Raw genomic sequence first — 21,499 nt, 5'->3', positions numbered from 1 at the left:
TCGTCTCTATCGTCTATTTGCGGGAGTTGCCGGAAGCGACCGGCCGCTGAAGGTTGTTGAGGCGAGCGTAGAGGCCATTGTCGGCCTCTGCAAGCGTCTCGTGGTTGCCCTCTTCCACGACGCGGCCGTTCTGCATGACGACAATCTTTTCCGCCCGGACGACCGTCGACAGGCGATGGGCGATGACGACGACGGTGCGGCCGCTCATGGCTTCGTCCAGCGCCTTCTGCACGGCTGCTTCCGACTCAGTGTCGAGCGCCGAGGTTGCCTCGTCGAGCAGCAGGATCGGCGCGTTGCGGACGAGTGCGCGGGCGATCGACAGGCGCTGCCGCTGGCCACCGGAAAGCGTCACGCCGTTTTCACCGACCGGCGTATCATAGCCCAGCGGCTGCGCCGTGATGAAGTCATGGGCATAGGCGAGGCGGGCCGCGTTCTCGATTTCGGCATTCGTCGCATCGGGACGGCCATAACGTATATTGTCGCGGATCGTGCCTTCGAAGAGATAGGGCTGCTGCGAGACATAGGCGAGCTGATGCCGCAGCGACTGCTTGGTCACATGCGCGATGTCCTGACCATCGATCAGGATGCAGCCGGCCTTCGGATCGTAGAAACGTGGAATGAGATTGATGACGGTGGATTTGCCGGCGCCGGAAGGCCCGACGAGCGCCGTTGTCTGACCGCCCTCGGCCGTGAAGCTCACACTGGACAGAACGGCTTCGTCGCCATAGGCAAAGCCGACGTCGCGGAACTCGATGCGGGCGTCGGTAACGACCAGCGGCTTAGCATCCGGCAGATCGCGCTGGCGAGGCTCCATGTCGAGCAACTCGTAGATCATCCGCGCATTCACCACGGCGCGTTCAAGCTGCACCTGCAGCTTGGCGAGGCGTCGTGCCGGATCGTAGGCGAGCAGCAACGAGGTGGCGAAGGAGAAGAACACGCCCGGGGATATGTTGTCGTAGATCGAACGGTAGGCGGCATAGGCGAAAAGGCTGGCGATCGCGAAGCCGGCGACGGTTTCCATCAGCGGACCGTTGCGCTCCGACAGCCGGGCGATACGGTTCTGCCGGTGTTCGGCCGCGGTAATGAGCTTGTCGATCTTGTTCTCCAGCTCGTTTTCCATCGTGAACGCCTTGACGATGGAAATACCCTGGATCGTCTCCTGCATAGCGCCCAGCACATGGCTGTTGAGAACGATTGCTTCGCGCGTCGCGGAGCGCAGCCTTTTGGAGATGTAGCGCAGCGTCAGGAACAGCGGCGGGGCGATGACGGCGAAGGCTATGCTCAGCACCGGATCCTGGAAAATCATGACGCCGAGCAGGACGACGAAGGTCAGCAGGTCGCGCGCCGTCGAGGTGATCGTCAGGTTCATGACATCGCGGATGCCGGACACGTTCTGGCTGATCTGGGCGGCGAGTTGGGCGGAGCGGGCCTCGCTGAAGAACCCGACCGACAGCGTCATGAGATGCGTGTAGAGGCGGCTCTGATAGCGGGCAATGATATTGTTGCCGATTTTGGACAAGATGACCGACTGGAAATATCCGGCAAATCCGCGCACCACGAAAACGACGAAAATACTGAAGCAAATGGTCCAGGCATGCCAGATATCGCGGGCGATGAAGGCGCTATCGATGACGGATTGGACGATGTAGCCGATATAACCGGTCGACAATGCCACCAGGATCAAACAGCTGATTGCAATGATGTAGCCACGAATATGATCACGGCCGTTTTCAGCGATGATGCGCTTCAGCATGCCGGTGATGGCTTCGCTGTCGACGTTGTTTTTTTGGGTATCGGGCGATTTCAAAAATCGGCTTCCTGTCTCAAACCAAGCGAGCCGCACATGGCATATGCTTTCGCGGCTCTATAAAGACTTAGGGCGGCTTTGGCTAGAGACGGCTTGCCACGCTGGTTAAGAGCTATGTCTGAAGCCCCCGTCATTATAGGAGAACGAGCCCTCATCGGAAAGACGTTCGGCCTCTTCCCGCTGCCGCCATTGGGCACGCGAGCCGATCTCAGCAGTGCCCCTGCCGGCAGATTGACAGCCCGCTCAAGCGAAGCTGCATATCCGCTTGAAGGCATCAACGCCGCCAGCGGCGACCTTCGGTCGCCAGGCCGAAACTTGTGGGTCTGCGGGCATAGCTTGCAAGTCCCGACAGCGCGGCGAGCGGATGCGTGACCACATGGGTCGGGATGGTCTTCATCATTTCGGTATGCGGCGCCTTGTCCTCGAAGGCGGCGCGGAACTCCGGCTTCTGCAGCGCCGGCAGGATTTTTTGAGGGATGCCGCCGGAGAGGTAGACGCCGCCGCGCGCCATAAAGATCATGGCGATATCGCCGGCGACGCGGCCGAGATAGGTGGCGAAAAGCGTCAGCGTTTCCTCGGCCTGCGTGTTGGTGCCGGCAAGGGCGTGGTTGGTGATGTCGGCTGGTTCTTTGAGGCTCGGCTCGATGCCATCGGCTGCGCAGACGGCATGATAGAGGTTCTGAAGCCCGCGGCCGCAGATGACCTGCTCGGCCGAGATGCGGCCCTCGATCGGTTCCAGATGCGGCCAGATCTGCAGGTCGCGCTCGGTGCGTGGTCCGAGATCGATGTGCCCACCTTCGCCCGGCACTGGTATCCACTGATGCTGGGTGTGGACCAGGCCGGCCACGCCGAGACCGGTGCCCGGCCCGAGTACGGCGCGCGAAGCGGTCTTGTTTTCAGAGGCCGTGCCGATGGTTTCGCGGTGATCGTCGGCAATCTCGGCAATTGCCAGCGCCTGCGCCTCGAAGTCGTTGATGACGAGCACATCCTCTATCCCGAGATTGGCGATCATCGTCTTCGGACGGATCACCCAGTCGCAATTGGTGAGCGGTATCTCGTCGCCTTGCACGGGGCCGGCCATGGCAAGGATCGCGGAACGCGGCTGTACCTTGCTCTTCTCGAGAGTTTGCCGGATCGCGTCGTCGATCGTTTCGAAATTTGCCGTCTGCACGACGGGAAAATGTTCCTGTTCGGCCTCGGCATCGGCAAGGATCGAGAAGCGTGCGTTCGTGCCGCCTATATCGCCGATCAGGATGGGAAAAGGCAGAGGGGCGTCGCTGTGATTGAGCTCGGGCATGGCCAGGTCCGTGGTCTGCCGCCGGCAAGGCGGATTTAATGGTTCAGTGTTTTGATCAGCCGCTCAGCGGTGGATTCGTTGAGCGCCATCGGAATGTCGTAGAGAACGGCAAGCCGCGTCAATGCCTTGACGTCGACGTCGTGCGGCATCGGGGTGAGCGGATCGATGAAGAAGATGAGCATGTCGATTTCGCTGGCGGCGATGAGTGCGCCGATCTGCTGGTCGCCGCCGAGCGGCCCGCTTTTCAGGCGTGTGACTTTCAGGTCGGGGCAGGCATCGAGCACGCGGCCGCCGGTCGTACCGGTCGCGACGATATGCCAATCGGCAAGTGCCGCCTGGTTCCGCCGTGCAAAATCCGCCATCGCATCCTTTTTCTGATCATGCGCGATCAGCGCGATGCATTTGCTGCCGGCCATAAAGTCTTCGCTCCGCAACGGGTTTCAATCGATTAATTCGCCTTCTATACCAAGGGGGCGCGTTTTGAAAGGCTGCCCCGCGAGGATGGTTCGGGCCTCACTGCTGCGGGATATTGCCGGGTGGCGTATTGCCCGAGACGGGCATCGCTTCGGTTTCCAGGGCTGCATCGGCAGGCTTGGCGGCGGATGTGGCTGCGCGAGCGGAAGCGGCGGCCGGTGCCGCCAGCACCGCCCCGCAGGCCTTGGGCAGATCCGAAACCATGACTTCGCGCGGCTTTACCGGCGGCTTCGTGCTGGGCTTGGGCTTTGCCCAGGGCTCCGGGCCGAGCCACCAGGCGAGTGTCTTGTCACAGCCGTCGCCTGCGGCGACTGGCGCCTGTCCTGTGCAACCTTCAGAGCCGGGAGGGCAGCGCAGGCGGATATGGAAATGCGAGTCGTGCCCATATTCCGGCCGCAGCTTGCCGAGATTGCTGCGATCGCCGGTCCAGCTGTCGCACATCTTCTTCTTGATCGCCGGATTGATGAAGATCCGCTCCACTTCGGGATAGCTTGCCGCGCGCATCAGCAGGCGGGCATGCGCCGGTGTCCATACCTTGTCGTTGATGGTCAGGAACTTGTCCTTGGCCAGCATGGAGGTGAAGGGCAGGGCCTCACGATCGGCGGTGGAGAGCTTGTGTCGAGGCATCGGTGTCAGCCAGACGTCGGCATCGAGGCCGATCTGGTGCGAGGCATGGCCGTTGAACATCGGCCCGCCGCGGGGCTGCGAGATGTCGCCGACGAGCAGGCCCGGCCAGCCGTCATTTTTCGCCGCGTCGCGCGCCAGGCGCTCCAAAAGGCCGATCATTTCGGGTCGGCCCCAGCGGCGGTTGCGGGAAAGGCGCATGGCCTGCCATGTCGGTCCGTCGGCCGGCAAGGCGACGGCTCCGGCAAGGCACCCCTTCGCATAGAACCCGATCGAGTGCGACGGTCCGGCGGTCGGCAGCGTCACGGCTCCGAAAACTGCCTTGGCGCTGCCCGGCGACGGGGCCGCCTGCTGCGCCAGCACATCGCCCGCCAAGAGGCCTATGCCGATCGTGGTTGCAAGTGAGACCTTGCCGATAGTTTGAAGGGTGCGAGCCAGTAGGGAAACCATTGATATCCTTGAAGACGACCGAGACGGGCCGAAGTGATTTGCGGTGAGATTATCCTGAAAACTGATTCAAGTTAATCCGCAGCAAGCACGGGTGGCCGAAAAGCGCACCCGCCTTTGCCGCTCTCGGCCATCTCTAAGGATGGATCAGTTCGCCAAAATCTCCGCCGTCTTGCGGATGCGCGACAGCCGCGGCATGACCTTGGTACAGGAAAAATCCTGCATGCCCTGAGAGAAGGTCGATACTGCATCTTCGGCAACGATGACGGCATAATTTGCCGCGTAAGCATCGCGTACCGTCGATTCCACGCCGAAATTGGTGGCGACGCCTGTCAGAATCAGGGTGTTGATACCGCGGCGGCGAAGCTGAAGATCGAGTTCCGTCCCGTAAAAGGCGCTCCATTGGCGTTTGACGATGGCGACATCAGGCGTCAGCGCCGCCATCTCGGCGGGGGCTTCCAGCGCGGCAGCGGGCAAACCACCTGGGGGAAGCACCAAGGTTTCGTCGGTCGGCTGATTGACAGCGTCGGCATAGTCCGAAGAGAATCCGACCGTTACGAAAACGGTGGTGCCGCCATCGGCCTTCAGCTTGTTTGCGATGGCGACGGTATTGGCGATGATCTGTCGGGCAGAATAGGGCGCGAGCGGCCGGCTGAGCACGAGGCCTTGCAGGTCGATGGAAACGAGGGCGGTGGTCTTTGGGTCGAAAAGTGACATCGGGCGGGCTCCAGAAAACATGAGGATGTCCTCACAATGGAAATATGAGGATGGCCTCACAAAAATCAAGTGAAGAATTGAAGAACCGGATCCCGAAGCGTCAGCGCGGCCACGAGCGGGTCGTCATTCTGCTGGATGCCGCCGGCAAGGTCTTTGCGCGAAGGGGCTATGATGCTGCGACCATGACGGAGATCGCTGCCGAAGCGCATTCCTCTATCGGCTCGCTCTATCAGTTCTTTCCAACCAAACCCCTGCTGGCCGAGGCGCTGCACGTCGATCGTCTGGATCGGTTGAAGGCAGGACTTCGCGACATGGCGGAGGGTAGCACCGGCCTTTCCGCAGCCGAGTGCGGCGAGGCGATCTTCGACGCTCTCGCGGCCTTCATGGAGACATATCCGGAATTTGCAGCGCTTGCCGGGCGGCGCGATATTCCAAAGGAGCGCAAGGCGCGTTCACGTGCCGAGTTGAAGGAGCTGATTGCCGGTGTCCTGCGCCGGGCGCAACCGCCGATCTCCGCCGATATCGGCCTGATGTCGGGTATCGTGCTCGAACTGCTGCGTATCGCCGCCGTCGTTGCCAGCGATCCGGATGCGGCGGAGGACCGGCGGATTATCGGCGAGCTGCGCCTGATGCTGCGCCGCCGCCTGGAGGACGCCGCTCCTCAGATCTGAGTGCGCCGTTGGCGAGCGGTTCAGGGGCGATGAGATGAGTAATTGCGTCCTGTTTTTTGCCCTCATTTGCCTTATGCTGATTCCCGCACAATTATCGGGAGATCATGAATGGCATTGTCACGGTTGAAAGCAGGCTTGGTCGCTTCTCTTGTTTGCCTGCTGGCAATGCCGGTATCCTCGAAAGCCGAAGAACCGCAATTCCGCATCGGCACGGCCATTCTCGGCGATCTCAAATATCAGCCAGGCTTCAAGCATTTTGACTATGTCAAGCCGGATGCGCCCAAGGGCGGTGAAGTGAAGCTGTCGGCCAGCGGCACCTTCGATACCCTTAATCCGGTGCTACTGAAGGGCAATGTCGCAAGTGGCACGGAGCTGATCTACGATACGCTGCTAAAGAAGGCCGATGACGAGGCCAATTCCTCTTATGGCCTGCTGGCCGAAGGCGTTTCCTATCCCGATGACGTTTCGAGCGCGGTCTTTCGGTTGCGCACCGAGGCGAAATGGGCCGATGGGACGCCCGTGACGCCGGAGGACGTCATCTTCAGCTTCGAGAAGACCAAAGAACTCAATCCCATGGCGACCAGCTACTTCGCGCATGTCGTCAGCGCGGAAAAGACCGGCGAGCGCGACGTCACCTTCCGCTTCGATGAGAAAAACAACCGGGAACTACCCTCGATCCTCGGCACGATTACCATCGTGCCGAAACATTGGTGGGAAGCAAACGGTCCCGATGGCAAGCCGCGTGATATCTCGCGCACGACGCTGGAACCAGTCTTGGGATCCGGCCCGTACAAGATCGCATCCATGCAGCCGGGTGCTTCAATCCGCTACGAGTTGCGCGACGATTATTGGGGCAAGAACCTGCCGGTCAATGTCGGCGAGAACAATTTCGGCTCGATCAGCTATGTCTATTTCTCCGACTATGATGTCGCGTTCGAGGCCTTTCGCGCCGGTGCCATCGACTACTGGCAGGACAATTCGACGAGCCATTGGGTGACAGGCTACGATTTTCCGGCCGCCAAAGATGGCCGTATCAGGCGCGACGAACTTCCCAACACGCTGCGCTCGGTTGGCATCATGCAGGCGCTCGTTCCCAACATGCGGCGCGAACGGTTCAAGGATCAGCGTATCCGCGAGGCGCTGAACTATGTCTACGATTTCGAGGAGCTGAACCGAACCCTCTCCTTCGGGAAACTGACGCGTGTCGACAGCTTCTTCTTCGGCACCAAATTCGCTTCCTCCGGTCTGCCGCAGGGCCAGGAGCTCGATGTTCTGAACAGCATCAAGGACAAGGTGCCGGCCGAGGTCTTCACAGCTCCCTACGCCAATCCCGTCGGCGGCGACCCACAGAAAGCGCGCGACAATTTCCGCAAGGCAATCGCTCTGTTCAAGGATGCGGGCTGGGTCCTCAAGAACAACAAGATGGTGAATGCGCAGACCGGTCAGCCGTTCACGCTGGAGCTGTTGCTGAGCAATCCTTCTTACGAACGGTCGGTGCTGCCCTATATCCAGAACCTAAAGCGCATCGGCATCGATGCCAGCGTCAGGACGGTCGATCCTTCGCAATATGTCAACCGCATCCGCAGTTTCGACTATGACATGATTTGGAATGTCTGGGCTGAAACGCTCAATCCTGGCAATGAGCAGGCCGATTTCTGGGGCTCAGCCTCTGTCGATCGTCAAGGATCCCGCAATTATGCCGGCATTGCCGACCCCGGCGTCGACGAACTCATTCAGAAGGTGATCCTTGCCAAGGACGTCGCGGAGAAGGAAGCCACCACCAGGGCGCTCGACCGCGTACTGCTTGCCCGCCATTACGTTGTGCCCACCTTCTACGGGACGACAACTCGGATCGCCTATTGGGACAAGTTCGAGCATCTGCCTGAGCTGCCCTACTACTCGATCGGCTTTCCCGAGGTCTGGTGGTCGAAAAGCGCCGGAAAGTGAGCCTCTCTTGCAATAAGAGGCTCGCTGCCTCCAAATGCTCGAGGCTGATTCGGATAATTTCAAGCTGATATGACTGCGCCGGTTTCAATTCGGCGGAAGGGCCGGCGGAAGGGAATGTGAATTGATCGATAGATGGATTGAGGCGAGGCAGGACATATTCCTCTTCGAGGAGGCGACCGGCTGATGGGCGCCTATATTCTGCGACGCCTGCTGCTGATGATCCCGACCATCGTCGGCATCATGGCCATTTCCTTCACTATCGTGCAGTTCGCGCCGGGCGGGCCGGTGGAGCAGGTCATCGCGCAGCTGACCGGGCAGGGCGACAATGCCAGCAACCGCCTGTCGGGCGGCACCGACACCGCGACCCAGCAGGCTTTCAACGACAGCAGCTCGAAATATCGCGGTGCACAGGGGCTCGATCCCGAGCTGATCGCCAAGCTCGACAAGCAGTTCGGCTTCGACAAACCGCCGCTGGAGCGCTTCGGTCAGATGATGTGGAACTATATCCGCTTCGATTTCGGCGAGAGCTTCTTCCGCAACACGACGGTCATCGATCTCATCGGCCAGAAGCTGCCCGTGTCGATCTCGCTCGGCGTCTGGATTCTGCTCTTTTCCTACACGATCTCCATTCCGCTCGGCATTCGCAAGGCGGTGCAGGACGGATCGACCTTCGATGTCTGGACGTCGGGCATCATCATCATCGGCTATGCGGTTCCGAGCTTCCTCTTCGGCATCATGCTGATCGTGCTGTTCGCCGGCGGCTCCTTTTTCGACTGGTTTCCGCTGCGCGGCCTTGTCTCGGATAATTTCGCCGATCTCAACTGGTGGCAGAAGATCCTCGATTATTTCTGGCATCTGGTGCTGCCGCTGATTTCGCTGTCGCTCGCGGCTTTTGCCACCACGACACTGCTCACCAAGAATTCCTTCATCGAAGAGATCAAGAAGCAATATGTCATCACCGCCCGCGCCAAGGGGCTTTCGGAACGGCGCGTGCTTTATGGTCATGTCTTCCGCAACGCCATGCTCATCGTCATCGCCGGCTTTCCCGGCGCTTTCATTCACGCCTTCTTCACCGGTTCGCTATTGATCGAGAACATCTTCTCGCTCGATGGCCTTGGCCGCCTCAGCTATCTCTCCGTCGTCCAGCGCGACTATCCGGTTGTCTTTGCGACGCTGTTTATCTTCTCGCTGCTCGGCCTCGTCGTCAGCCTCGTTTCCGACCTGATCTACACCTGGATCGATCCGCGCATCGACTTCGAGCGGAGGGACGTGTGATGGACGCAGCCAGCACTCCGGCTTCCACGCCGGTCGAAAAGCCGCCGCGCAAGGGCCTGTTCTCGCCGACCAACCTGCGTCGCTGGGAGAATTTCAGGGCGAACCGCCGGGGCTACTGGTCGCTCTGGATATTCCTTGTCCTGTTCGTCCTCAGCCTTGGCGCCGAGTTCATCGTCAACGACCGGCCGATCCTTATGTCCTACAAGGGCGAGATCCTTGCGCCGATCTTCGTCGACTATCCGGAAGAGAAATTCGGCGGCTTCCTCGCGCAGACGGATTATCGCGCCCAGGATATCCAGGACGAGATCAATGCCAATGGCTGGATGATTTGGCCGCCGATCCACTATTCCTATCAGACCGCCAATTCCAACCTGCCCACTGGAATGTCGGCGCCGACCCCGCCCTTCTGGGCAATGAGCAAGGAAAAGCGCTGCTCGGGCTATGCCGGCGGCATCTCCGACCCGAACTGCAACTGGAGCAATTTCAACTTGCTCGGTACCGATGATCAGGCGCGAGACGTGCTCGCCCGCCTGATCTACGGCTTCCGCATCTCGGTGCTGTTCGGCCTGGCGCTCACCATCTGCTCGGCCGTAGTCGGCGTCTGCGCCGGTGCGATACAGGGCTATTTTGGCGGCTGGACGGATCTTCTGATGCAGCGCTTCATCGAAATCTGGTCGTCCATGCCGGTGCTCTACATTCTGCTGATCATCGCCTCGGTGCTGCCGCCCGGCTTCTTCATCTTGCTCGGCATATTGCTGCTGTTTTCCTGGGTGGGTCTTGTCGGCGTCGTGCGTGCCGAATTCCTGCGGGCGCGCAATTTCGAATATGTGCGTGCCGCTCGCGCGCTCGGCGTCAACAACCGCACCATCATGTATCGCCACCTGCTGCCGAACGCGATGGTGGCGACGCTGACTTTCGTTCCCTTCATCCTGTCGGGTTCGATCTCTACGCTCACCTCGTTGGATTTCTTAGGCTTCGGCATGCCGCCCGGCTCACCGTCGCTGGGGGAAATGATCGCCCAAGGTAAATCCAACCTGCAGGCTCCCTGGCTGGGGCTTTCTGCCTTCTTCACCATGTCGATCATGCTGTCGCTGCTGATTTTCATCGGTGAGGCTGTGCGCGACGCCTTCGATCCGAGGAAGACGTTCCAATGAGCGAAAACTCCACTCCGCTGCTGTCCGTTCGCAATCTGTCGGTCGCCTTCCATCAGGGCGGGCACACCTCGATTGCCGTCGACGGCATTTCCTTCGATATCCATCGCGGCGAGGTCGTGGCGCTGGTTGGAGAATCCGGTTCGGGCAAGTCGGTCTCGGCCAATTCGATCCTGAAGCTGCTGCCCTATCCGGCGGCAAGCCATCCCTCCGGCGAGATCCTGTTCAAGGGCAAGGATCTGCTGAAGGCATCGGATAGCGAGCTGCGTGCCGTGCGCGGCAACGACATTACGATGATCTTCCAGGAGCCGATGACCTCGCTCAATCCGCTCCATTCGATCGAAAAGCAGATCAGCGAAATCCTGGCCCTGCATCAGGGTATGGTTGGCGATGTTGCCCGCAACCGCACGTTGGAGCTCTTGAACCAGGTCGGTATCCGTGAGCCGGAAAAGCGTCTCAAGGCCTATCCGCACGAGCTGTCCGGCGGCCAGCGCCAGCGCGTGATGATCGCCATGGCGCTCGCCAACCGCCCGGAATTGCTGATCGCCGACGAGCCGACGACGGCGCTCGACGTGACGGTGCAGGCGCAGATCCTCGAACTGCTGCGCGAGCTCAAGGGCGCACACGGCATGTCGATGCTGTTCATCACCCACGACCTCGGCATCGTCCGCAAGTTCGCCGATCGCGTCTGCGTGATGACCAAGGGCCACATCGTCGAGACCGGCACGGTGGAAGACGTCTTCACCCGGCCGCAGCATGAGTACACCCGCCACCTGCTGGCAGCCGAGCCGCGTGGCGAGCCGCCGGCCAGCGATAACGGCAAGCCCGTGGTCATGGAAGGCAATGACATACGCGTCTGGTTCCCAATCAAGGCCGGCTTCATGCGCAAGGTCGTCGATCATGTGAAGGCGGTCGATGGCATCGATCTGAAGCTCAGGGCCGGCCAGACGCTCGGTGTCGTCGGCGAATCCGGCTCGGGCAAGACGACGCTCGGGCTTGCGCTCGCCCGGCTTATTTCCTCAAAGGGCCGTATCGCCTTCGTGGGGAAGGATATAGCCGGCTATTCATTCCGCGAGATGCGGCCGCTGCGCAACCAGCTGCAGGTAGTCTTCCAGGATCCCTACGGGTCGCTCAGCCCGCGCATGTCGGTCGGCGAGATCATCGCCGAGGGGCTGAAGGTTCATGAGCGGTCGCTTTCGGCCGACGAGCGCGACAAGCGCGTCTGCTGGGCACTGGAGGAGGTCGGCCTCGACCCGTCCACTCGCTGGCGCTTCCCGCATGAATTCTCCGGCGGCCAGCGCCAGCGCATCGCCATCGCCCGCGCCATGGTGCTGAAGCCGCGTTTCGTCATGCTGGACGAGCCGACCTCGGCGCTCGACATGAGCGTACAGGCACAGGTGGTCGATTTGCTGCGCGACCTGCAGAAGAAGCACGATCTCGCCTATCTCTTCATCAGCCACGATCTGAAAGTGGTGAAGGCGCTTGCCAATGAGCTGATCGTCATGCGCTTCGGCAAGGTGGTGGAGCAGGGTGCTTCCGCCGATATCTTCCGCGCGCCGCAACAGGATTATACCAAAGCGCTTCTCGCCGCAGCATTCAACATCGAGGCGGTGCCGACCGCCGCCATCAAACAATGAAGACTTCAACCATGCCGGCCAAAAACCCTATCGTTATCGACCTCAAATTCGATCCCGCGGCAATTGCCAAAATCCTCGAAACGGCCTTTTCCGATCGCCGCAGCATCAATCTCGCCGATCCCGCCAATAAGGATGCCGACCTCTCGCAGGCCGACTACGCGCTCCTGTGGAAGCCGGATGCGGATCTCTTTCAGCGCGCACCCAATCTGAAGGTTATCTTTTCGGGCGGCGCCGGTGTCGATTCGATGATGTCCATCGCCGGCCTGCCCGATGTCCCGATCGTCCGCTTCGTCGATCGCAGCCTCACGACACGTATGAGCGAATGGGTCGTCATGCAATGCTTGATGCACCTGCGCGATGTTCAGGGCCACTTCAGGAGCCAGCGTCAGCGTGTATGGGCGCCGCAGCATGGTCCAGAAGCAGCCGACATTACGGTCGGCGTCATGGGGCTTGGCGTTCTCGGCTGCGATGTCCTTGCGAAATTGAAGGTCATGGGTTTCAACGTCATCGGCTGGTCCCGCACCAGAAAGCAGATTGATGGCACGGAAACCTTCGATGCCGGCGGGCTCGATGCGTTTCTGGCGCGCACCGATATCCTTGTCGGCCTGTTGCCGTTGACGCCGGAGACGACGGGTATCTACAATGCCTCGCTCTTTTCGAGGCTTCGCCGCGATGGTGCGCTGGGCAAGCCGGTCTTCATCAATGCCGGCCGCGGCAAGAGCCAGGTGGCGGCCGATATCGTACTGGCGATCGAGACCGGCACTCTCGGCGGTGCCTCGCTCGATGTTTTCGCCGTCGAACCCCTTGCGGCGGACGATCCGCTTTGGGGCCTGGACAATGTCATCATCACGCCGCACGATTCCGCAGTGTCGGATGAAAGGGCGCTGATGCGCCATGTAGAGGAACAGATCGCGCGCTTCGAGCGCGGCGAACCGCTGCAGCATCTGGTGGATCGCAACCTGGGTTACTAGAGCAATCGCAGGAAAAGTGCGAAGCGGTTTTCCGTCCGGCATTGCGTGAAAACAAACACATGGAGCGTTTTCGCGACTCGAAGAAAAGTGGAAATGCTCCAAGTCTGTTTGCGAAGGCGGCGATCAAAGCTTTTCGTGTCGATCGTTGCCCGCGATATCGCTCAATTGGCTCTGGTATCAATTTTCTTTCAGCGACTGGACATTCGCTCAACATTTTTTGATAACAGAGCGCTACAAACGCATGCCGGCTTGCCCGCTGGCGAAAAGCATGACGTCCGCAGGGCAGGAGGCGGGGCAGGAACGACATGACCAAGACGGATATTGCCACCCGCGTCTATAATCATACCTGGAAGCTCGATCCGATCGTCCGCAGTCTGATCGATACGGATTTCTATAAGCTTCTCATGCTCCAGATGATCTGGAAGCTTTACCCTGATGTCGACGCCACCTTCTCGCTCATCAATCGCACCAAGAGCGTCCGTCTTGCCGAAGTGATCGACGAGAAGGAGTTGCGTGAGCAGCTCGATCATGCCCGCACGCTGCGGCTTTCCAAGAAGGAGATGATCTGGCTGGCGGGTAACAGTTTCTATGGCCGCGCCCAGATATTCGAGCCGGAATTCCTCGCCTGGCTGTCGAATTTCCAGCTACCGGAGTACGAGCTCTCGAAGCGTGACGGTCAGTATATTCTCGACTTCCACGGTTCGTGGAAGGAAACGACGATGTGGGAAATCCCCGCACTCGCGATCATCAACGAACTTCGTTCGCGCTCGGCGCTAAGAACACTCGGCCCCTTCACGCTCGATGTGCTCTACGCCCGCGCTAAGGCCAAGATGTGGGAAAAGGTTGAGCGGCTGCGGGAGCTGCCGGGCTTGCGCATCTCGGATTTCGGCACTCGCCGCCGACACAGCTTCCTCTGGCAGCGCTGGTGCGTCGAAGCACTGAAGGAAGGCGTGCCGCATGCCTTCACCGGTACGAGCAATGTGCTGCTCGCTATGGATTCCGACCTTGAAGCCGTCGGCACCAATGCGCATGAGTTGCCGATGGTCGCCGCCGCACTGGCGCAGAACGACGAAGAGCTCGGCAAGGCGCCCTACAAGGTGCTGCGCGACTGGAACCGCCTTTATGGCGGCAACCTTCTCGTCGTATTGCCCGATGCCTTCGGCACGGCCTCTTTCCTGCGCAATGCGCCGGAATGGGTCGCCGACTGGACCGGTTTCCGCCCCGATAGCGCTCCGCCCATCGAAGGTGGCGAGAAGATCATCGACTGGTGGAAGAAGATGGGTCGCGATCCCCGCCAGAAGCTGCTGATCTTCTCCGACGGCCTCGACGTCGACGCCATCATCGACACCTACAAGCATTTCGACGGCCGCGTTCGCATGAGCTTCGGCTGGGGCACAAACCTGACCAACGATTTCGCCGGCTGCGCGCCGACCGAACTCAAGGGTTTGAATCCCATCTCCATCGTCTGTAAGGTCATCGAAGCCAATGGCCGCCCGGCCGTCAAGCTTTCTGACAATCCCCAGAAGGCGACCGGCGATCCTCTGGAGGTCGAGCGCTACCTGAAGTTCTTCGGTGCGGAAGACCGAGTCGATAAGGAAGTGTTCGTCTAAGATTTTCGGGCGATGTCGCGAGCTGCTTTAATGGTGGCTCGCCGCTTCCATCCGGGCGACGCGCCTGAACAGCGTCCACCGGCCATTCTCCCATCGATATTGATCCGGCGAAATAACGTAGGGCACGTCGCTAAGATCGGCGCTGATCAGCTCCAGAAGCTGTAATCCCTCGACATCCTTTTCGTGGGTGAAGAACACTTTGTCGCGGGACAGGAACGCGGCGATCGGCGCGGCACCGTTGGACTGCTCTTGAATCTGCGCCCAGAAATTCGGCAGAAAGGCGACGCTGGATTCGAACTGGCCATCCACCTCGATATATTGAAATCGGCTGCGTTTGGCGATCTGCAGGCCGGTCTTGTCGACGAATTTCTGCAGGTTTCCTTGCGCCAGTTCGGCAAGTTCCCTTGCGTCGATGCCCCAGTCGTCCAGGGTCGTCGACATCACGTAGCTGACGTTGGTCTCGCCGTTGACCACGAAGAGCTTGATCAGGCCCTCCGTCTCGTCGAGATAGACGAATTGCGGCGGATCCGGGTCATCCTTGAAGGCGTGCATCATCTGCTGCCGTGCAACGTCAATGAAATCACGCGCCTTTAACACCGGCAGGACGCTGCCGAGTTCGCTGTTGTCCTCCATGGTTTCGGCCATGTTGAGGTAGTTCAACAGCGCATGGGCGCGAACCGGTCCGCGCTTTTCCCTGAGCGCCAGCAACGCGTTGCTGAGGAACTTCGTCATCGTATCGCCGCTGCGGCTGTGCAGCGTCAGACTTCCGACGTTGGCATCGTAGTCGATCCTGATCAGGTCGCCGAAAAACGGCAGCCGCTCCTGCAGATAGGTCGCAAAACGGGCTTCGTCCTGCAAGGCTTCGTCGGGGATGTTGAGATCCAGCGTCCTGATGGGGACGACGTCCGGTGTCGCTGGAGCCGGCGGCCCCTGTTCCACCTGCTTGCCCCTACCGAAGAGCTTTTTCAGGAAATTGAACACGCGCGTCCCCAAGCATCAAACGGTACCTGCCGCAGAACCTAGCGCGGCAACCGCCCTGCGGCAATGCCGACGCGGCGACGCGGGAGCATGGCGGTAAGTGCCTGCTTGCCCGCAGCAAAAAGGCGTATAGTCTGCGGGAAAGAGGACCGATCGTGGGAAGGGCGGCGCGCATGAGGAATGTCGGGGGTGGCAGGCGGTCGGTCGGGGCGCTGCTTTTTTGTCTGTTCGCGTTGCTCGCTCCCGTTTCTTCGTTCGCCCAGAGCTCTGCCGCCGCGCAACCGGCGACGCCGGCACCCGACAAGGTGCGCGAGCTCATCCAGTTGATGAACGAGCCGGATGTCCGGCAATGGCTCGCATCGCAATTGAACAATCAGCCCGCTGTCGTTCCCGATCCAGCTTCGGCGAACGGCGACCAGATGTCCGTACTATCTGGCATGCTCGGTCATACGCGCCGCCACTTCGAAATCGTCTCTGGGGCAGCGATGACCTTGCCCTTTGAGGTGATGACGGCTTCCGAAAAGCTGGAGGACGAGGGCCGAACGGTCGGCGTCTTGCGCATCATCATCCAGGTCGTGATACTTTTTTTCCTGGGTTTGGTGGCGGAACTCGCGGTCGCGCGCTTCATTAATGCAAGGCGCGCGCAGCGTGAAGCGGCCGCCGCCGGCACAGAGACCGAGCTGCAGGCTGCACGGTTTCAGTTTCTAGGTGGCGTCGTGCCAGCCATCGTCCATGGTCTGGCGACCCTCGTTCCGCTTCTGGCCTTCGATTGGCCGCCGGTGATTGAGAGCTTTGCCATCGCCTGCGTCATCGCACTTGTTTCCATCCGGTTGGCATTCGCCATTGGCAAGCTGCTGATGGAGCTGATCGCCATGCGCCGGGCGAACGATATTCTGGACGAGGATGGCGGCACCGCGCGCATCGCCGAAAGGCGCAGCGTGGCGATATATTGGTATCGGCGATGCATGGTGTTCACCACCTATTTCGCCTGTGGTTGGGCCATCATGGAGGCCGTGACCTCGCTTGGCTTTTCAGCCGGCGCGCGCGATCTCATCGGCTATGCGCTCGGCATTGGCCTCTATGTGATTGCTGTTTCCGCCGTGTGGTCGAGGCCCGTCTCATCGGAAAAGCGCGGGACGAAGACGGCTTCGTGGTTGCTGACGATATTCTTCGCGGCACTGTGGAGCCTATGGGTCGCCGGCTTCGACGGCCTCTTATGGATCGGCATTTATGCAGTCCTGCTGCCGCGCATTCTTTCTGTGTCCACGCGGGCAATCGAGGCGCTGCACGACGCAGCCGATGGCATTTTCGGAGCCGGCAAGCTCGCGGCCGTGCTTCTCGATCGCGGTGTGCGTGCGCTGATCATTACTTTTGCGGCACTCTGGCTCGGAAAGGTGCTTGGTGTCGAGGCGCATGCGATGATGAGCGGCAGTGAATCGGTCATCGGCAAAATTGCGCGCGGCATTCTCGGCGGCATCGTCATCCTGCTGGTAGCCGATCTCGTCTGGCAGCTGGCAAAGACCTACATAGACGGCAAGGTGATGCAATCGCTCCCCGCCGTCGGCGATTCCGAAGAGATGAGGGCGAGCCGCGCCCGCCTGCAGACGCTGCTGCCGATCTTCCGCAACATTCTCGCTGTCGTCATCGGCATCATCGCAATCATGATGGTGCTCTCCGGTCTAGGCGTCCAGATCGGGCCGCTGATCGCTGGCGCCGGCGTCGTCGGCGTTGCCGTCGGTTTCGGCGCCCAGACAATCGTCAAGGACGTGATCAGCGGCATATTCTACCTTTGGGACGACGCCTTCCGCATTGGCGAGTATATCGAAAGCGGCCGCTACAAGGGCGTAGTGGAATCCTTCAGCCTGCGCTCGGTGAAGCTGCGCCACCAGCGCGGCCCACTGGCGACCATCCCCTTCGGCTCGCTCGGCGCGGTCAACAACATGAACCGCGATTGGGCCATCGACAAGATCATCGTCAAGGTCACCTACGATACCGATCTGGTGAAGCTGAAGAAGATCATTAAGGACATCGGCCAGCGATTGCTCGAAGATGAGGACCTGAAGCCCAGCATCATTCAGACGCTGAAGATGAAGGGCGTCGAGCAGTTCGGCGATTTTGCCATCGAGATCAGGCTGGCGATCACCGCCAAGCCCAACGACCTCTCCGTCATCCGCCGCAGCGCGCTGGCCCTCATCAAGCAGGCCTTCGATGACAATGGCATCCAGTTCGCCTTGCCGACCGTGCAGGTCGCCAGCGACAAGGATGCCACCGCCGCGGCAGCCCGCCAGCTTATGCAGATGCGGGCGGCGGGCGTCGAGGGCGAGCAGACTGCGGGTTGACGATGCCGCTCCTGGCTGCCTTTGCCGACTTCCTTTGGCGAGAAATCAGCGTTTCGGCGCTGCCGTGCTGCCGCGCACCACCAGCGTGACATCGATCATCTCACGCTCTGCCGGTACGGCATCCTCGAGAACCGCCCTGACGGCGCGTTGCGCGATTTCGGCAAAGGGTTGCGCCATTGTCGTGAGGCCCGGTTCCACCATGCCGCCTTCGGGCACGCCATCGAAGCCGATCACGGAGACATCCTGAGGAACCGAAAGGCCGCGTGCCCGCAGCCAATTGATTGTCAGCAGAGCGATATTGTCCGACATGGCAAGGATCGCCGTCGGCGGCTCAGGAGCCGAAAACAGGAAGTCAAGGCCGGCTTCGACGCTCGGCTTGTCGTTGATTGTCTCGTAGACCGGCACATCTTCGCGCACGATGCCGAAGGTCTCGAGCGCCCGCCAGTAGCCGAATGCTCGATCGCGTGAGGTGGAATAGATCGCCCGCTCGATCTCGGCGATGCCGACCGGTCCGACATGGTCGTTTGAAAGTTCGGTCGCAAGCATGCCAAAACGTCTGTGCCCCAGTTCCGCCAGATGCCGGGCAGCCATGGCGGCACCTCCCAGATTGTCGACGCTGATCGAGGCGATCGATGGATCGTCGTCGTTCAGGGCCAGCGCCACGAAGGGCAACTGCCGCTCGCGCGTCAGCTCGACCAGCTTTTCGCCGCCTTCGACGCAGAGCAGGATGAAGCCGTCAACCAATGCGCTTTTGATGTTCCAATCCAGCTTCTGCCGGTCCTTGGCCGAAACGAGCGCAAGGCCCGTGCCGCTGGCATCGCAAACCTGGGAAACAGCGGCCAGAAGCGCCCTTGCCCAGGGATCGTCGAAGAAATAAGCGAGCGGCTCCACGGCCGCGACGCCGATCGCGTTGACCTTTCCTGCCCGCAGCAGGCGCCCTGTCAGGCTCGGGCCGGCATAGCCGAGCCGCTTGGCCGTTTCGAGAACGTGTTCGCGCACTTCCTCACGCACCACATCGGGCCGGCTGAAAACATTGGAGGCGGTTCCCTGCGATACGCCCGCCGCCTTGGCGACGTCCGCGAGCCTGATCGTGCCCTTGGCCAATTGAAATTCTCCATGCGTTTCAGATGCATCCTAGCAACGAAGTTGTATCGGTTCAATTCTGCTTGACGATAGTTTCCTGCGGCGTATTATTGAACCGATTCAATCGGCCGGCGTACATCGAAATTGAATCGATTCAACTCATGAGGAATTACAATGACGACCGACTATCTTTTCAAGGACCTCTATCATGATCGCTGGGGCGATCCCGCAAATCCGAACGCAGTTGGCCCACCTCCGAGTGAAGGTGAGGGAAATGCGGGCAAGCGCGGCACACTTGGGTGGCTCACACGCTTCCTTCATCTCCGAGGCCGGCCGTCGGCCTGGTCCTTCACGATCCCGAGTGAAGTCGCCGAGCGAGAAAATACGGATGGCCGACATCGCAACCGGCACGAAGATCCGAAGTTCCTTGCCATCGCTAAAGCCCTGTCGCGAAACTGCTAGGACCGCCCCATGAGGTGCCCAAGAGCTGCGCGTTGCGGCTTCAGAAATTTTCCTTGTAGGGCCGCAGATCGAGTTCCTGCGTCCAGGCCGAAGGATGCTGGCGATGGATATGCCAATAGGATTCGGCAATAGCGTCGATATTGAGCAGGCCATCGGCATCCATATCGGGACGCCTCGAACGCAGCCGCTCACCATCGATGCCACCATCGATGATGGTGTGGGCGACATGCAGGCCGAGCGGCCCGAATTCCCGCGCCATGCTCTGGCTGATCATGCGCAGCCCGGCTTTGGCGGCGGCAAACTGTGCATAGCCTGCCTTGCCGCGCAGGCTGGCCGAGGCGCCGGTGAAGATCACCGTGCCGCGGCCGAGTGGGACCAGATGCCGCGCCGCCTCGCGCCCGACGAGAAAACCGCCGAAGCAGCAGATGCGCCAGAACTCCTCGAATTGCGCAGCCGTCAGGTCGCGAAAACCGATCGGGCGGTTGATGCCAGCGTTGAAAACGACGAAATCCGGCGCGGCGATGTCATCTTGAGCTGTGAAAGCATGTTCGAAAAGGCGCACGACGGCGGCTTCATCCGTAGCATCCGTTTCGATGGCTTCGGCGCTGCCACCAGATGCCTTGATGGTCGCGGCGACCTTGTCGATTTTCGCCGGCGTCCGGCCGGCGATGAAGACATGATAGCCCTTGGTCGCGAGCAGGCGACAGAGCGCGGCACCGAGGCCCTGTTCTGCTCCCACTCCGACGATAACGGCGCTTGGCGTGCTCATTCTGCTGCCTCCATGGCATCATCGAGTGACGGATAATCGGTATAGCCCTCGGCGCCGCCGCCGTAGAAAGTCGGGCGGTGATAGGGGTTGAGCGCCGCGCCGCGCCGGATGCGCTCCGGCAGATCGGGATTGGCGATGAACAGCCGGCCGAAGGCGATCGCGTCGGCATGGCCTGCCGCAAGCGCTGCCTCGGCGGTATCGGGCCGGAAGTTGCCGGCTACGATCAGCTTGCCCGACCATGCCGGCCTGAAGAGTTCTGCGGCCGAGGGAACGTTCTTGTGGTCGACCTCGGCCTGGCCCGCACCGCTGGCGCGAGGCTCGATCAGGTGCAGATAACCAAGATGCAGCCGGTTCAGCTCGCGAATGACATGGCCGTAGAGCCGCAAGGGATCGTCCTCGCCGCTGTCATTGGCGATGCCGAACGGCGAGAGGCGAACGCCGACCCGCTCCGACCCCCAGATCTTGGAAACGGCCTCAACCACTTCGAGCAGAAGCCGCGTGCGGTTTTCGATCGACCCGCCATATTGGTCGGTCCGCTGGTTCGTGCGTGCCTGCAGGAATTGCTCGATCAGATAGCCGTTTGCACCGTGGATCTCGACACCGTCAAAGCCGGCTTGCTTCGCATTGGCGGCGGCCTGCGCATAGATGTCGATGAGCAGCGATATCAGATCGATGTCGATCGCCTGCGGGGTCTCGAACGGTACGCGCTCGAACGAGGCCGTGAAGGCCTGTCCCCTAGCAGCAATGGCGGAGGGCGCGATGGGCAGAGCGCCGTCCGGCTGATGCGAGGAATGGGAAATGCGGCCGACATGCCAGAGTTGCAGGAAGATCTTGCCACCCTTGCTGTGAACCGCATCCGTGACCGCCTGCCAGCCCTCGATCTGCTCTGGCGTGTGGATGCCGGGCGTTGCCGGCATGCCTTGCCCGACAAGCGAAACCGGCGACCCCTCGGAAATGATGAGCCCGCCTTTGGTCGCGCGTTGCCCGTAATATTCGGCATTCAGCGCCGAGGGGATATTGCCCGGCTGACTTGCCCGCATGCGCGTCAGCGGTGCCATGACGACGCGATGCGCCAGTTCATGGGGGCCGATAGCAAGCGGCGAAAACAGATTAGTCAACATCGGATATCCTATCATCTATCGGCACTGGCGATAGTAGCTGCTATGATTTGCTACCGTATGCAGGCAAGATTAACATGATGATCATCATCTATGTCGTTTGCGTTGAGTGCGCAAGATCA

General features: G+C 60.6%; 18 protein-coding genes. 9 read left to right on the top strand and 9 right to left on the bottom strand.

The window, feature by feature from the left end; genetic code table 11:
* Positions 1 to 13: 13 nt before the first annotated feature.
* The 5 genes from GGD46_RS24095 to GGD46_RS24075 form a co-directional block, all read right to left on the bottom strand.
* Entirely contained in the window at positions 14 to 1,753 is a 1,740-nt protein-coding gene (locus GGD46_RS24095; protein ID WP_409527710.1) for an ABC transporter ATP-binding protein, read from the bottom strand.
* A 328-nt stretch (positions 1,754 to 2,081) separates the two neighbouring features.
* Positions 2,082 to 3,104, bottom strand: coding sequence for a glucokinase (locus tag GGD46_RS24090; RefSeq protein WP_184708733.1), 1,023 nt, complete (start codon positions 3,102 to 3,104; stop codon positions 2,082 to 2,084).
* Positions 3,105 to 3,139: 35 nt separating this feature from the next.
* Positions 3,140 to 3,520 (bottom strand): methylglyoxal synthase, encoded by a 381-nt coding sequence (locus GGD46_RS24085; RefSeq protein WP_184708731.1) that lies wholly within the window; start codon positions 3,518 to 3,520, stop codon positions 3,140 to 3,142.
* Positions 3,521 to 3,617: 97 nt separating this feature from the next.
* On the bottom strand, positions 3,618 to 4,652 hold the full coding sequence (gene mepA / locus GGD46_RS24080) for a penicillin-insensitive murein endopeptidase (protein WP_184708729.1): 1,035 nt from the start codon (positions 4,650 to 4,652) through the stop codon (positions 3,618 to 3,620).
* 144 nt (positions 4,653 to 4,796) lie between these two features.
* Positions 4,797 to 5,366 carry a hydrolase gene (locus tag GGD46_RS24075; protein ID WP_184708727.1) on the bottom strand — a complete coding sequence of 190 codons (570 nt, stop codon included), beginning with the start codon at positions 5,364 to 5,366 and terminating at the stop codon, positions 4,797 to 4,799.
* 50 nt (positions 5,367 to 5,416) lie between these two features.
* Here GGD46_RS24075 and GGD46_RS24070 point away from each other — a divergent pair, with 50 nt between their 5' ends.
* The 7 genes from GGD46_RS24070 to pncB all read left to right on the top strand — a co-directional run bounded on the left by GGD46_RS24070 (position 5,417) and on the right by pncB (position 14,628).
* On the top strand, positions 5,417 to 6,037 hold the full coding sequence (locus GGD46_RS24070; RefSeq protein WP_184708725.1) for a TetR/AcrR family transcriptional regulator: 621 nt from the start codon (positions 5,417 to 5,419) through the stop codon (positions 6,035 to 6,037).
* A 108-nt stretch (positions 6,038 to 6,145) separates the two neighbouring features.
* Positions 6,146 to 7,984 carry an extracellular solute-binding protein gene (locus tag GGD46_RS24065; RefSeq protein ID WP_184708723.1) on the top strand — a complete coding sequence of 613 codons (1,839 nt, stop codon included), beginning with the start codon at positions 6,146 to 6,148 and terminating at the stop codon, positions 7,982 to 7,984.
* A gap of 183 nt (positions 7,985 to 8,167) precedes the next feature.
* Positions 8,168 to 9,259: a microcin C ABC transporter permease YejB gene (locus GGD46_RS24060; RefSeq protein WP_184708721.1), complete on the top strand. Its 1,092-nt coding sequence runs from the start codon at positions 8,168 to 8,170 to the stop codon at positions 9,257 to 9,259.
* Entirely contained in the window at positions 9,259 to 10,413 is a 1,155-nt protein-coding gene (locus tag GGD46_RS24055; protein WP_184708719.1) for an ABC transporter permease, read from the top strand. Before GGD46_RS24060 ends, GGD46_RS24055 begins: the two co-directional genes overlap by 1 nt.
* Positions 10,410 to 12,047 (top strand): ABC transporter ATP-binding protein, encoded by a 1,638-nt coding sequence (locus GGD46_RS24050; RefSeq protein WP_184708717.1) that lies wholly within the window; start codon positions 10,410 to 10,412, stop codon positions 12,045 to 12,047. Before GGD46_RS24055 ends, GGD46_RS24050 begins: the two co-directional genes overlap by 4 nt.
* An 11-nt stretch (positions 12,048 to 12,058) precedes the next feature.
* Entirely contained in the window at positions 12,059 to 13,018 is a 960-nt protein-coding gene (locus GGD46_RS24045; protein WP_184708715.1) for a glyoxylate/hydroxypyruvate reductase A, read from the top strand.
* Between the two features lie 305 nt (positions 13,019 to 13,323).
* Positions 13,324 to 14,628, top strand: a complete 1,305-nt coding sequence (gene pncB / locus GGD46_RS24040) for a nicotinate phosphoribosyltransferase (RefSeq protein WP_184708713.1) — start codon at positions 13,324 to 13,326, stop codon at positions 14,626 to 14,628.
* A gap of 27 nt (positions 14,629 to 14,655) precedes the next feature.
* Here pncB and GGD46_RS24035 read toward each other — a convergent pair whose 3' ends face one another.
* The gene (locus GGD46_RS24035) at positions 14,656 to 15,609 is read right to left on the bottom strand and encodes a hypothetical protein (RefSeq protein WP_184708712.1); all 954 of its coding nucleotides are present in this window, start codon (positions 15,607 to 15,609) and stop codon (positions 14,656 to 14,658) included.
* A gap of 170 nt (positions 15,610 to 15,779) precedes the next feature.
* On the opposite strand from GGD46_RS24035, the gene GGD46_RS24030 reads away from it, so the two are divergent.
* The gene (locus GGD46_RS24030; protein ID WP_184708710.1) at positions 15,780 to 17,945 is read left to right on the top strand and encodes a mechanosensitive ion channel family protein; all 2,166 of its coding nucleotides are present in this window, start codon (positions 15,780 to 15,782) and stop codon (positions 17,943 to 17,945) included.
* A 45-nt stretch (positions 17,946 to 17,990) separates the two neighbouring features.
* On the opposite strand, the gene GGD46_RS24025 is transcribed toward GGD46_RS24030, so the two are convergent.
* Entirely contained in the window at positions 17,991 to 19,049 is a 1,059-nt protein-coding gene (locus GGD46_RS24025) for a LacI family DNA-binding transcriptional regulator (protein ID WP_184708708.1), read from the bottom strand.
* Positions 19,050 to 19,202: 153 nt separating this feature from the next.
* Here GGD46_RS24025 and GGD46_RS24020 point away from each other — a divergent pair, with 153 nt between their 5' ends.
* Complete coding sequence (locus tag GGD46_RS24020; protein ID WP_184708707.1) at positions 19,203 to 19,490, top strand: hypothetical protein; 288 nt, start codon at positions 19,203 to 19,205, stop codon at positions 19,488 to 19,490.
* 40 nt (positions 19,491 to 19,530) lie between these two features.
* On the opposite strand, the gene GGD46_RS24015 is transcribed toward GGD46_RS24020, so the two are convergent.
* Positions 19,531 to 20,259 carry an SDR family NAD(P)-dependent oxidoreductase gene (locus tag GGD46_RS24015; RefSeq protein WP_184708705.1) on the bottom strand — a complete coding sequence of 243 codons (729 nt, stop codon included), beginning with the start codon at positions 20,257 to 20,259 and terminating at the stop codon, positions 19,531 to 19,533.
* A complete protein-coding gene (locus GGD46_RS24010) occupies positions 20,256 to 21,380 on the bottom strand; it encodes an alkene reductase (protein ID WP_184708703.1) in 1,125 nt (374 codons plus the stop codon). The genes GGD46_RS24015 and GGD46_RS24010 overlap by 4 nt, the downstream gene beginning before the upstream one ends.
* Positions 21,381 to 21,499: the final 119 nt, after the last annotated feature.

Source organism: Martinezella lusitana (assembly GCF_014207095.1).
Taxonomy (GTDB): Bacteria; Pseudomonadota; Alphaproteobacteria; order Rhizobiales; family Rhizobiaceae; genus Rhizobium; species Rhizobium lusitanum_B.
Note: the sequence above shows the minus strand (reverse complement) of the source record. Positions and strands in the feature narration are given on the sequence as shown.

Coding starts and splice junctions, on each gene's coding strand:
- GGD46_RS24095 (WP_409527710.1), bottom strand. CDS start 1,753: ATGCTGAAGCGCATCATCGCTGAAAACGGCCGTGATCATATTCGTGGC.
- GGD46_RS24090 (WP_184708733.1), bottom strand. CDS start 3,104: ATGCCCGAGCTCAATCACAGCGACGCCCCTCTGCCTTTTCCCATCCTG.
- GGD46_RS24085 (WP_184708731.1), bottom strand. CDS start 3,520: ATGGCCGGCAGCAAATGCATCGCGCTGATCGCGCATGATCAGAAAAAG.
- mepA (WP_184708729.1), bottom strand. CDS start 4,652: ATGGTTTCCCTACTGGCTCGCACCCTTCAAACTATCGGCAAGGTCTCA.
- GGD46_RS24075 (WP_184708727.1), bottom strand. CDS start 5,366: ATGTCACTTTTCGACCCAAAGACCACCGCCCTCGTTTCCATCGACCTG.
- GGD46_RS24070 (WP_184708725.1), top strand. CDS start 5,417: ATGGCCTCACAAAAATCAAGTGAAGAATTGAAGAACCGGATCCCGAAG.
- GGD46_RS24065 (WP_184708723.1), top strand. CDS start 6,146: ATGGCATTGTCACGGTTGAAAGCAGGCTTGGTCGCTTCTCTTGTTTGC.
- GGD46_RS24060 (WP_184708721.1), top strand. CDS start 8,168: ATGGGCGCCTATATTCTGCGACGCCTGCTGCTGATGATCCCGACCATC.
- GGD46_RS24055 (WP_184708719.1), top strand. CDS start 9,259: ATGGACGCAGCCAGCACTCCGGCTTCCACGCCGGTCGAAAAGCCGCCG.
- GGD46_RS24050 (WP_184708717.1), top strand. CDS start 10,410: ATGAGCGAAAACTCCACTCCGCTGCTGTCCGTTCGCAATCTGTCGGTC.
- GGD46_RS24045 (WP_184708715.1), top strand. CDS start 12,059: ATGCCGGCCAAAAACCCTATCGTTATCGACCTCAAATTCGATCCCGCG.
- pncB (WP_184708713.1), top strand. CDS start 13,324: ATGACCAAGACGGATATTGCCACCCGCGTCTATAATCATACCTGGAAG.
- GGD46_RS24030 (WP_184708710.1), top strand. CDS start 15,780: ATGAGGAATGTCGGGGGTGGCAGGCGGTCGGTCGGGGCGCTGCTTTTT.
- GGD46_RS24020 (WP_184708707.1), top strand. CDS start 19,203: ATGACGACCGACTATCTTTTCAAGGACCTCTATCATGATCGCTGGGGC.
- GGD46_RS24015 (WP_184708705.1), bottom strand. CDS start 20,259: ATGAGCACGCCAAGCGCCGTTATCGTCGGAGTGGGAGCAGAACAGGGC.
- GGD46_RS24010 (WP_184708703.1), bottom strand. CDS start 21,380: ATGTTGACTAATCTGTTTTCGCCGCTTGCTATCGGCCCCCATGAACTG.